The organism is Bacillus sp. FSL K6-1145 (genome assembly GCF_038003425.1).
GTDB classification, from domain to species: domain Bacteria; phylum Bacillota; class Bacilli; order Bacillales; family Bacillaceae; genus Bacillus; species Bacillus pumilus.
Genome location: NZ_JBBOPC010000001.1, coordinates 2071688 through 2083821 on the forward strand (window position 1 = coordinate 2071688; position 12134 = coordinate 2083821).

The window sequence follows — 12134 nt, forward strand, 5'->3', positions numbered from 1 at the left end:
ATGTTTAAGGGCTAAACTTGCTTTTAGTCCTTTTTCTTATTTGATCTTAAACTATAGTATGTTGTGTCGATGCCTCTTTCTTTGAGCCAATGACTCGTTTCACCTGAAATGACAAGTTGGGTTTGTCTCAGCTCTTCAATGGTCTTCACGCCAAGGACTGTCATCATCATCTTCACATCTTCTTGAAGATCTATGATATTCGCGATGAGACCGCTCTCCCCTCCGTCAGTCAGTGATTTTAATAAAAAGCCAGCTAGACCAGCAGCGGATGCGCCAAGTGCGATTGATTTTGTTACATCAAGGGCGTCTTGTATACCTCCCGAGGCTAAAATCGTTTGATCTGGAAAACTTGTATGTACTTCAGCAAGACTCGCTGCAGTTGGAATCCCCCATTGATCAAAATAATGAAGTGCTTTTTGGCGGCGAAGATTTTCGATCTTAGAAAAGTTCGTACCACCAAATCCGCCTACATCAACGGCCGCAACCCCAGCATGAAATAACTTTTTGGCCGTTTCCTTGCTCATGCCAAATCCAACTTCTTTTACGACAACAGGCACACCAACTGATTCATTGATGGCTGCGATGCGCTCAAGTGCCCCCCTGAAATCACGGTCTCCTTCAGGCATGACAATCTCTTGAATCACATTTAAATGAATCTGGAGCATATTGGCCTCCAGCATCTCAACGGCTTCCTTCGCTTGCTTCATCGTTGCCTCACTGCCTAGGTTCGCAAAGACAATTCCATCTGGATTCACTTTACGAACAACTTCATACGTACGTCTTTCTTCTTTATCTTTCAGTGCAGCCATTTGCGATCCAACTGCCACCGGAATATTGGTTTCCTTCGCTGCGATCGATAAAGAGCGATTAATCTCATAGGTCGATTTTCCGCCTCCGCCAGTCATTGCATTGATAAAAATTGGCGAACCGAAAGTCAGTCCGCCAATTGTTGAATGTGTATCAATTTGTGATGTTGCAAGATCTGGTAAACTGGCGTGAACGAAGGAAACATCTTTTAAACCTGTTGCTGCATGCTGTCCAGTGGACAAGGCATGTTCAATATGCTGCTTCTTTCTTTCTGCTCGCGTCAATTTTGATCACCAAATTATTTTAATTTATTGAGCTTATCTCCGATCAGGTCACCAAGCTGGAATCCACTTGTGTTTTCTTCTTTCGCCTGATATTGACGATAATTCTCTTCGATTTGTTTTTCAGGATTTTCTTCTAAATCACGGATGCTTAGTGAAATGCGTTCTTCATCTTCATTCACATCAAGCACTTTTACTTTCACAGTCTGCCCTTCTTCAAGGACTTCATGCGGCGTACCGATATGTTTATGAGAGATTTGAGAAATATGCACAAGTCCTTCGACGCCTGGCAGAATTTCAACAAATGCACCAAAGCTCACTAGACGTTGAACAGTTCCTTCAAGCACATCACCTTGTTTTACCTTTTCACCAATCTGGCTCCAAGGTCCTGGTAATGTTTCTTTAATAGATAGTGAGATACGTTCGTTATCACGATCAACAGCAAGTACTTTGACCTGGACTTCCTGGCCTTCTTCCACTACGTCAGATGGCTTTTCAACATGCGCATGGGATAGTTGAGAAATGTGAACCAATCCATCAATGCCGCCAATGTCTACAAATGCACCAAAATCAGTAAGGCGTTGCACTTTACCATCAATCACACTGCCTACTTCAAGTTTTTGCAAGAAGTCTTGCTTTTTGTCTAATTGCTCTTGCTCCACTACTGCACGGTGCGAGAGAATCACACGATTTTTTTCGCGGTCAAGTTCGACCACGACAAGTGAGAGTGTTTTACCTTTGTAGTCTGAAAAGTCCTCAACATAGTGCGCTTCTACAAGAGATGCAGGAATAAATCCACGCACACCAATGTCTACGACAAGACCACCTTTTACAACGTCTTTTACTTCAGCTTCAAATACTTCTTTTGTTTCAAACTTTTTCTCTAGGTCTTCCCAAGCGCGGTCTGCATCAACAGCACGTTTCGATAAAATCAAAGCATCGTCTTCGACTTTTGTTACTTTAAGCTCTAATTCGTCGCCATCTTTCACGACATCTGATGCTTTTTCAACGTGAAGACTTGATAATTCACTGATTGGGATGATCCCAGGTTGTTTCACATTGACGATATCTACATTGACATGCTTGTCCTCAACTTTAGAAACAATCCCTTTCACTACATCTCCAACCTCTGGTACCTGAACATCGATTTGATTCATTTCCTCTGTCATTTCGATAACCTCCTTGGTCCAAACCTACACAGCTTAGTTAAAACGACTGGGTGAATATGTGTCTTAAGCATGATGATTGCCAGCCGAGTATGTATTATAGAAACATTCAAATCAACAGAATTGCTTGAATGATCAATAAAAATAGTATTAGTATAAACTTCTAATAAAAGACCTTGTTTGTCAAGAGATAAACCTCTAACTTATAAAAGTTTTCTAAAATTTCTTACAGTTTCTCCACACGGTCTGCTGCATCTAAAATTTTACCTGCTACCTCTTGAATGGTAAGAGAAGTTGTGTCAATCTCAATGGCGTCATCCGCTTTCTTAAGCGGTGAAACTTCGCGCTCAGAGTCAAGCTTGTCACGTCTTGCAATCTCTTCGATCAGCTGATCGTAATTGACATCGTAGCCTTTTTTCTGATTCTCTTCAAAGCGGCGTTTTGCTCTTTCTTCTACAGATGCAAGCAAGAAAATTTTCACTTCGGCATCTGGAAGAACGTGAGTACCTATGTCTCTTCCGTCCATCACGACACCGCCTTTTTTACCAAGCTCTTGCTGCCTGCGGACCATTTCTTCCCGAACAGCTCTGTGCTTTGCGACAACCGATACTTGGTTGCTCACGCGGTCTGTGCGAATCTCTTCTGTCACATCGGTATTGTCTAGATGCACTTTTTGACCCTCGCCTGTTGAGACAAGTTCAATCACCGTTTTCTTTAGTAGTGCATCAAGCGCCTGCTCGTCTTCAAGATCTACACCATGGTGAAGTGCCGCAAGCGTAATCGCGCGGTACATGGCACCTGTATCGATATAAATATATGATTTTTTTGCTGCGACAATTTTTGCCACAGTGCTTTTTCCTGCTGCTGCAGGACCGTCAATTGCGATAGATAATTTCTTTTTCATAATACCTCTCCTTGATTGAATCTCCCTTATGAATTGTAACACGATCACCGGTCAAACGGGGGAATTTTCTATCAATCCTTCTGCTTAAACGTCTCGATCCAATCTTCAATGCTCATGTTATTTACACCCTCGTATTGCACGACTTTTGACAAAAATAGTTCTCCTTTTGTCAAATGAAGTGTGATCTGAACAGCTAATAATAAGACAAGCTGAATGAGCACCGCTTTAAATAACCATCTTTCCATTGTTTTCATACAAAAAGCCTCCACGCTAGATTCTATTACCTCTAGTATGGAAGCTTTTAACATCCTTTATTCTTATGCTTTTTTCACACGTGTTAAAAGCTGCTGCTGGAAGCAGTACTTCATAATGTGCTGCTGCTGATCATTTGTGATCTCAGAAAACTCCATGATCGCTCTTGTTTTGCCAGTCTGCTCATCTTGATAAACTCGGCTCATCTCTGCAACCGCTTTAATTTTAACAGGCTCTTTCAGCGGAAGTTCAAACTCTGTGATCACTTCTCCGTATTCTTTCAATGAGACACCTTCAGGAACAGCAATTGCTAAGCCGCCAGCACTCATATTGACAATAAACGTGTCAAAGGATTCTTCCCCCGTTTGCGTGATCGCGGTTTTGACCATTGTATCGACTCTCAGGTATTCTCTACGCTGAAGCCGAATCATTTCTTCTTTTGGCGGAATGGAAATGACGATCATCGGAATATCTTCTTTCCTCTTGCCGATGACTTCGCTTGTGCATTTGTATGGAATTTGATTTTCATCGAAAAAGAAAACGGTGATTTCTGTTTGCTGGTTTAAATAGATCGTGCGTCCCGTTTCTTTATCAGCTGGATAATTAATGCAAATATCATCGTTATTATTTTCCAAAACTTTCGATTTTGCAGTTTTCACTTCTTTGTTCTCATTGACATATTCAATTGTGATTGCATCCCCTATTTGTAACATTCCTCATCACTCTTTTCATCTGTGAAATCATATCCTCTCCTATATTAAACCATGTATAAAACAAAAGGAAAAGGCTTATTCGCCTTTTCCTCGTTTCCTTTTTTATAGGTCTTTATATATAGGTTCTGCGTTTTTTAGTTTATCTACTCGTTCTTCTTTTCCAGTATCCGCATTAATGAACATTCGGTACGTATCATTTTTTATCGTTCCTAGGAACTCATAGCATAAAACTTCCTCTGACATATCGTTTTGAACAATCGCTACATGAGTATCTTCGATTTTCACATGCTGATTGAGCGTTTTCTTCGCTTCTTTTTGCGAGATTTTAGGTGCTTTGATGTCTCTTGTTTTATGATTCGTTAAATAGTCTTTCGCTGAAAATCCAACCACTTCACCATCGTCTAATGCGACCTTCATACGTATACTATCTGGATACAGCAGTACATTTTTTTGAAGAGGTACATAGGTAAATACACCGATATTATCAAATTGCGCACTTTCATCTAAATGGAATGACTCTGCATCAAATCCTTGCTTCTTTAAGAAGCTGAGTGCTTTTTCTGATGCTTGGTTTAAACTGATTTTCTGTTTTTTCACGTCTCGATTTTGAAGAAGGTAGACTGGGTGTCCTCCTTTTTCAGTCAAGTCTAAATAGAAATTCGCTTTACTATCAGGATCTGACATCGATAAGCTGTACACATCTCGATTGGTTTTGCTTCCGCTTTTTCTCACCTTAAAATGTTGATTATGATCAGGTGCGAATTGCTGGGCAATGCGTATCGCTTCTTTCTTTGAAATCTTTTTACCCTTTAAATGATTGTAGCCGCGTGTTTCTGCTTCTGTGGACACATTTGTCGGTCCGAGATCGACATCTGCAAATGCATCTGCATTTCTCTCGACTGTTTTCAACCCGTCAATGATGGTGTTATCATTTTTTCGGTCACCATCAGCAAGTGCCATTTCAACATCCATCCATTTTAAATTTTTATTGAGGACGAGGTGCTGCACTTGTCTCAGTTCGTTTTGGATATCAGATGCTTGCTGATATAAGGACGTAATGGTTTTGTGCGTATTTTTGTTTAATGGTTCATCTGATAAGGATTTAACTGATGATTTGTAGCTAAAGTCTCCGACATTCGCCAAAAATTCTTCCGTTTTGTTAAAAGGCATTAATGTGAGCGGAAGCTGACTCACATTGTTATGTGCTTCTGATGACATTCTCCATACATCTGCAAGTGCCGGTGAAATCGACGATTGGCTGTTCATCGCAAGCGTTGCCCCAAGTTGGTCGTGCAGCTGATCCACTTGGTACGTTAAATCGTGGAAGGCCCTCTGATAGTTGTTCTCTGCGTGCAGCAGCACTGCGTCTTTTTCTTGATGCTCTTTATAGCCCCAATAACCTGTTGAGATGACAGCAATTCCTAAAATGGCAATCAATATTCCTCTGATCATTTATTTACACCTCTTTCTATTCGCAGAAAATATGTTTCCCAATTCGTTTAATTTGTGGTCTTCCCCAAATCCATGGACTTGTTGCTGTATCAGGATTAAAGTAATAGACGGCGCTCTCAGACGGGTCCCAGCCGTTAATGGCATCAAACACAGCCTTTTTTGCAGTTTCATTTGGTGACATATAAAATTGACCATCCGCCACAGCTGTAAACGCAAGCGGTTCAAAAATAACTCCTGCGATTGTATTTGGAAAAGTCGGGTTGTTCAAACGGTTTAAGATGACGGCAGCGATCGCCACCTGTCCTTCATACGGCTCGCCCCTTGCTTCACTATAAACCGCTTGTGATAAGAGCTGAATATCATTACTAGAAAAACCACCTGGCATGTTGGCTGCCGTTTGTTTCGGTGTTTGATTTGCTTGCTGATTGCCTGACTGTTTCGCAGACTTTCCAGGTGCTCCGCTTTGACTTTTTTGATTCTCTTTCGCACCTTGAGCAGTCTTTTTTTGTGAGCTTCTTTTCGCAGGAGCTTTTGTTTGCTGATCAAGAGGTTTCCCGCCATAATGGGTAAACTCATTCCCCTTTTGCAGCTGCTGCTGAACAAAGTCTTTATAGTATTTTGTCTTTTGAACTAATAGGCTTTTTGTTTGTTTACCTACAAGTCCGTCGACCTTCTTTACACCATATTGGCTTTGAAAGTTGCGAACGGCCCAGTACGTCCCCCAGCCATATACACCATCAATATTGCCATTGTAAAAGCCATTGTATTGGAGCCGTGCTTGCAGCTCGACTACATCTTCTCCTGTCGCACCTCGCTGGATGACTTGACTGGTGAAGGCTTCACTTTTTTCAGTTGTCATCAGTGATGTTGCGAGTAGAACGATTGAGAAGATAAGGACGATTTGTTTCACGAAACGAGCTTTGTCCATATTTGATCCTCCTGTACTTTTGATGTTTGAATATATATTTCTTCCAATCCCTATTTTTATACATTCATCACAGGAGAGAAATGGATGAAAAGTCAAAAAAACGCCCTATCAACTGATAAGACGTTTTCTACATTAAATTTTGCACCATTTTCACTGAACGAGCTTTTTTTGCTTTTCGCAGGCCAAACCACCATAAAAAAATCATGAATGGCAGCATGATATATCCCCAATTTTTCATTCCTAACAATATGAAATCATATAGGCCGTGAAAAAGCACAGGAAGCGTTAGAGAAAGGATCAGCCATTTGCGCTGCTCCTTTTTATCAGAGAAGCGGGCTTTGCCGATATAAAATCCCATCACAACACCGAATAAAGCATGACTTGAGACGGGTAATAAAGCACGGGTGAATGCATATTCAACCCCGTGACCGACCAAATAAAGAATATTTTCAAGTGTTGCGAAACCAAGTGAGACACTCGTTCCATATACAATTCCATCATAGTGTTCGTCAAATTGGGCATGCGCATAGACGCTGACCATTAAAATAAACCATTTTAAAGATTCCTCTAAGAAGCCCGACGTCACAAATGAAATCAAGATAGGGTTCGTTGCGATATGCTCCTCTTGAAGGACATATTGAATAAACATGGTTGGAAACACAAGTATAACACCTAGCATAAAAGATCTGATGACCATGTGTACCGGCTCATTGTCGTACTGATCTTTCAAATAAAAATAACTTAAAAGTGCGATGCCGGGAGCTAAACCTGCTGAGATGATTGCGATCATAACCAGACCTCTTTCCCTACATTATCCTTCATTATCGTACCATGATTTACCCTTTTTTTATATGACTCGAGCCCATTTTTATGAAAATATTCTTCTATATAATCCCATTTTATATCAAAAAGAACCGAATCCCTTGGAAGGATCCAGTTCTTTTTTTATGCGTTCATTCTTTTGTTAATTTCTTCTGCAATTAGCCCCCCATGAAATCTCCCGTTTTCAATGAAAATTTCATTGGCATTATTTCCAGCTGCAATCACTCCTGCGATGAAAATACCTTCTACGTTTGTCTCCATCGTCTGTTCATCAAATGCTGGGCGGCCTGATTCTTGATCAATTGTCACACCCATTTTTTCTAAGAAAGAATGATCTGGATGATAGCCTGTCATGGCAAAAACATAATCACTTTTCACTCGCTCCGTTTGCTCTTGCTGGTTTGTAAAAATCACTTCTTCTTCTGTAATTTCCTTCACCTGTGCTCCAAACTCCATTCGAATCGTTCCATTTCGCACAAGTGCTTCAAACTCTGGCAAAATCCAAGGTTTGATGCTAGATGAATATTCAGTTCCTCGATAAAGTACAGTGACTCTGCTTCCGCATTTCACAAGTTCTAGCGCAGCATCGACACTTGAGTTTTTCCCGCCGATCACCGTTACATCTTTATCAAAGTATGGGTGTCCTTCTTTAAAATAATGATACACATGTGGAAGGTCTTCCCCTTTGACATTCATATAGTTTGGATGGTCATAGTAGCCAGTAGCAATCACGACATAATCACATGAATAGTCGTCTTTTGATGTGCTCACGGTAAAATGGCCATCTTTTTTCGTCACAGCGGTTACTTTTTCAAAGGCATGCACACGCAGGTTTTTTCGTCTGACTACTTCTCGGTAATAAGAAAGCGCCTGGATACGAACGGGCTTGCGATTTTCAGTAATAAAAGCGACATCACCAATCTCAAGCTTTTCACTTGTACTGAAAAAGGTTTGATGTGTTGGGTAATGATAAATACTGTTAACGACATTCCCCTTTTCAATGACTAGTGCATCAATTCCGATTTGCTGGAATGCGATGGCAGCTGATAATCCGCAAGGGCCGCCTCCTATTATGATCGCTTTTTCTTGTTTCATTTGTTCCACTCCTGTCGTTTCAATGCAATAACAATTGCTAGCTGTTGATGATTTGTTCCCATTCCATAAAAAAATCTCCTATATAAGGATAGGAGATTTTTGGGCGCGATGCAAATAAGCCGCTTAAATCCAGCCTCTGAATCGAGAAGCTTCAGCCATTTTACGTACGCCGACCATATATGCAGCAAGACGCATATCGATGCGGCGGTTTTGCGCCATTTCATAAATATTATTAAATGATTTCACCATCATATCTTCTAAACGAGTTTCGACTTCCTCTTCAGTCCAGTAGAACCCTTGGTTATTCTGCACCCATTCAAAGTAAGAAACCGTTACACCACCCGCACTCGCAAGTACGTCTGGGACAAGCAGTACTCCACGATCTGAAAGAATTTTTGTTCCTTCAAGTGTCGTTGGACCATTCGCTGCTTCTACGACAATTTTAGCTTTAATGTTTGCCGCATTATCTTCAGTGATTTGGTTCTCAATGGCTGCAGGTACTAAGATATCACAATCGAGCTCAAGCAGCTCTTGGTTTGTGATGGTATCGTTAAATAATTTAGTAACGGTTCCAAAGCTGTCACGTCTGTCAAGCAAGTAGTCAATATCAAGACCATCTTCATCGTATAACCCGCCGTAAGCATCTGAAATCCCTACGATTTTCGCTCCGGCATCATACATGAATTTAGCCAAGTAGCTTCCTGCATTTCCGAATCCCTGTACGACAACACGTGCCCCGTTAATGTCAATTCCTTTTTTCTTCGCCGCTTCTTTGATGCAGATCGTCACACCTTTTGCTGTTGCAGTATCACGTCCGTGTGATCCTCCAAGAACAATTGGTTTTCCGGTAATAAATCCTGGCGAGTTAAATTCATCCATTCTAGAATATTCGTCCATCATCCATGCCATAATTTGAGAGTTTGTAAACACATCTGGAGCTGGTACATCTTTTGTTGGACCAACGATTTGACTGATTGCGCGAACATAGCCGCGGCTTAGTTTTTCAAGCTCTCTAAATGACATTTCTCTTGGATCACAGATAATACCGCCTTTTCCTCCGCCATAAGGAAGATCCACAATACCACATTTTAAACTCATCCAAATTGAAAGCGCTTTTACTTCTTTTTCAGTAACGTTCGGGTGGAAACGAATACCGCCTTTTGTCGGTCCAACAGCATCATTGTGCTGCGCGCGGTAACCAGTGAAAATTTTCACTGATCCATCATCCATTCGTACTGGAATTTTCACAGTTAATAGACGAATTGGCTCCTTCAGCAATTCATACACTTCTTGCGGATACCCTAATTTGTCTAGCGCTTTATGTATGACGGTTTGAGTTGACTTTAAAACATCTAGCTTATCTTCTGCGTTATGAGCGGCGTTTTGATCGGCTGCCATTAAAATAAACCCCCTAGAAATCTTTCATGATCTACTGCTCCCTTTCAAGCAATAGTATACACCTTCGTACTGGTAAAGCAAAGGTAAAAAACGTTTTTTATCAAAATAAAATATCAGCGTTTATAAATATAAAAAGGATATAAAAAAATACTGTTGTTTCATCACAACAGTATTAAATATAATAGAAAAAAGTGATTAAAAATACATTTGAATCGTTTTCACTGCATCATCTTGCATGATCACTTTTCCGTATTCTTTTAGCCGATGAATCGTTAATGTCGTAGGTGAACCGAACTCCGCTAAAATGGAAATGACGGTATCAGCTGATAGTTCTTCAAAATCATCTAGGCTGAGAAAATATTGACCTTCATAATGGTAAACTGTACCCCCTAAAAGTCCAATACGACTTAAACTATGGGACAGTTGAATCACATCTTCAAACGAGGCAAATTGATAGAGCACATGATGACTCTCGTCGAGCTTGACTTGCATCTCAATGTAATCTTCATCAAACTCATCATCATCAGCATCATCCTGCTGACTCTTTGTGACAATGACGACCATCCCCTGCGCCTGAAGTGAAAATACTTCAACAGCAATCGGTCCACTCGCTTCAAAACCGAGCTCCTGATTCGCTTCGTTCATCATGTCTTTAAACAGCTGATGGACTTTGAACGAATCTTTCCAAAGGTCTTCTTTCGTAAGACCCCGGTCTGTCAGGTCATCTAGTGTGAGAAAAATTTTGATTTTATTATAATTCAGACGCTCCAGTCGCATAACGTTCCCTCCTGCCTCTTCTAAACACACATCATACTGTAGTATATGAGATGATGAGTCATAGGTTCTTAATTTTGTATTCAGTTTACACTGTGTCAAGACGGAAGACAAGCATGAAGCTATGCTTACGGTGACTTTTATGGAAAATATTGAGGGCGCAGCCAGTCATCGCGTTTTTACAGGCATTAAATAGATCAGATGCGTTTCCGGTTCTGCCCCGAGACGCATTGGAATCTTTGTTGTTCCATAGCCATTACTAATGAGAAAAAATGCGCCTTTGACCTGACCTGTTCTTCCTTTTTCATACGGACCAAATTTCCCAATTCGAATCTGACCTCCATGTGTATGACCGCTCAAAACAAGGTCGATCCCCTCATCTTCACTCATTAAATGATGTACATCTGGGTTGTGTGATAAGAGAATATTTACGTCATCTTTCACAAACTCAGGTCGTATCGCTTCATAATCCGCCTTTTCAAGCCGAATATCATCGATGCCTCCAATTTTAATTGACTGGCCTTCGAAATCCCACACAGCTGTTTCATTTTGCAGGGTCGTCACATCGTAAGCATGAAGAATCTCTTTAAGCTTTTGCTGGTGCAGCTCGTGATCATTATTTCCCCAAACAAAATAAACGGGCGCAATTCTTGATAAACGTTTCACATTTTCTTCAATTCTGGCGTAGGGTACACCTTTTTCTGCTAAGTCCCCGCCTATCATAATGACATCCGGTTTTTCTTGTGTGACTTCCGCTAATAATGAGTCACTAATCAGCCGCCGGTGTGTATCAGAAATAAAGAAAATCACTGCTGGTCGATCTGATTGAAGTGCTTCTATTGTAAAGTAATGCTTTTTGATGTTGTTTTGTTTTGCCGTTTTCACCATTTTTGCCGTTACACACACACCTGTTGTAACAGCCGCAATGGCGGCAGTAAATCCGATGGCATATTTCATCATAAATGGCTCCCTTGCATATGTGTCGTTCATAAGACGCTTGAATGAAAAAAGACGTTTCAACTATTAAAACGTCTTTTTACACATTTATTTACTTTCATAATAGAGATTAATGTCATATTGCTGCTGCATATAGTGAAAAACCGCTTCACGCTCTTTCCACTGGTCTGATTGCGGCCATAAGTCTGTGCTTTTTTGTATAATCTCACATCTAAGGCGATGATATTCATCCTCAGCCTTTTCTTCTTTTTTCTTATAATAATAAGATGCATAAAAAGCAAACACCTCAGCCATTATCCAAAATAGAAAGACCTCATGACTGAGCAGCGTTGCAATCATCGCTTCCGGCTGAAGCGAGCCTCCCTTATTTGCCGTTATCACAAAATAAAACAAAAGAATCGCCAGTGACAAAAGGGCTGTCCATTGCCACCTTCTACACTGCTTGGCAAAGCCCTCATATTTGTGCTTTCTTTTGATCAACGTTTCCATCATTTTCTGTGTCGGCTGATCCATATAGTGGCTGATTGCGTGCAAAGTCATCACATACACCCTGTCCCTTTTTTCTACATATGTATGTGCTTTTTC

13 protein-coding genes are annotated in these 12134 nt (G+C 40.7%); all 13 read right to left on the reverse strand.

Features of this window, described 5'->3' with window-relative positions; genetic code table 11:
- Window positions 1-23 precede the first annotated feature (23 nt).
- The 13 genes from fni to MHH41_RS10370 all read right to left on the reverse strand — a co-directional run bounded on the left by fni (window position 24) and on the right by MHH41_RS10370 (window position 12089).
- On the reverse strand, window positions 24-1091 hold the full coding sequence (gene fni, locus MHH41_RS10310; protein ID WP_284907116.1) for a type 2 isopentenyl-diphosphate Delta-isomerase: 1068 nt from the start codon (window positions 1089-1091) through the stop codon (window positions 24-26).
- Between the two features lie 14 nt (window positions 1092-1105).
- A complete protein-coding gene (rpsA, locus tag MHH41_RS10315; protein ID WP_003215529.1) occupies window positions 1106-2257 on the reverse strand; it encodes a 30S ribosomal protein S1 in 1152 nt (383 codons plus the stop codon).
- 223 nt (window positions 2258-2480) lie between these two features.
- Window positions 2481-3158: a (d)CMP kinase gene (cmk, locus tag MHH41_RS10320; RefSeq protein ID WP_003216003.1), complete on the reverse strand. Its 678-nt coding sequence runs from the start codon at window positions 3156-3158 to the stop codon at window positions 2481-2483.
- A 71-nt stretch (window positions 3159-3229) separates the two neighbouring features.
- Window positions 3230-3412 (reverse strand): DUF5359 family protein, encoded by a 183-nt coding sequence (locus MHH41_RS10325; protein ID WP_003215744.1) that lies wholly within the window; start codon window positions 3410-3412, stop codon window positions 3230-3232.
- A gap of 63 nt (window positions 3413-3475) precedes the next feature.
- Window positions 3476-4123 (reverse strand): flagellar brake protein, encoded by a 648-nt coding sequence (locus MHH41_RS10330; protein WP_268458326.1) that lies wholly within the window; start codon window positions 4121-4123, stop codon window positions 3476-3478.
- Between the two features lie 102 nt (window positions 4124-4225).
- Window positions 4226-5575, reverse strand: coding sequence for a germination protein YpeB (gene ypeB / locus MHH41_RS10335; RefSeq protein WP_268458328.1), 1350 nt, complete (start codon window positions 5573-5575; stop codon window positions 4226-4228).
- A 16-nt stretch (window positions 5576-5591) separates the two neighbouring features.
- On the reverse strand, window positions 5592-6503 hold the full coding sequence (gene sleB / locus MHH41_RS10340) for a spore cortex-lytic enzyme (protein WP_340866278.1): 912 nt from the start codon (window positions 6501-6503) through the stop codon (window positions 5592-5594).
- Window positions 6504-6630: 127 nt separating this feature from the next.
- The gene (gene prsW, locus MHH41_RS10345; RefSeq protein WP_003215795.1) at window positions 6631-7293 is read right to left on the reverse strand and encodes a glutamic-type intramembrane protease PrsW; all 663 of its coding nucleotides are present in this window, start codon (window positions 7291-7293) and stop codon (window positions 6631-6633) included.
- Between the two features lie 155 nt (window positions 7294-7448).
- Window positions 7449-8420, reverse strand: a complete 972-nt coding sequence (locus MHH41_RS10350) for a YpdA family putative bacillithiol disulfide reductase (protein WP_003215846.1) — start codon at window positions 8418-8420, stop codon at window positions 7449-7451.
- Window positions 8421-8543: 123 nt separating this feature from the next.
- Window positions 8544-9818: a Glu/Leu/Phe/Val family dehydrogenase gene (locus tag MHH41_RS10355; protein ID WP_003215501.1), complete on the reverse strand. Its 1275-nt coding sequence runs from the start codon at window positions 9816-9818 to the stop codon at window positions 8544-8546.
- Between the two features lie 195 nt (window positions 9819-10013).
- The gene (locus MHH41_RS10360; RefSeq protein ID WP_003215601.1) at window positions 10014-10595 is read right to left on the reverse strand and encodes a genetic competence negative regulator; all 582 of its coding nucleotides are present in this window, start codon (window positions 10593-10595) and stop codon (window positions 10014-10016) included.
- 165 nt (window positions 10596-10760) lie between these two features.
- Window positions 10761-11549, reverse strand: a complete 789-nt coding sequence (locus tag MHH41_RS10365) for a metallophosphoesterase (RefSeq protein WP_050943977.1) — start codon at window positions 11547-11549, stop codon at window positions 10761-10763.
- Window positions 11550-11636: 87 nt separating this feature from the next.
- A complete protein-coding gene (locus tag MHH41_RS10370; RefSeq protein WP_251190366.1) occupies window positions 11637-12089 on the reverse strand; it encodes a DUF2663 family protein in 453 nt (150 codons plus the stop codon).
- Window positions 12090-12134 lie beyond the last annotated feature (45 nt).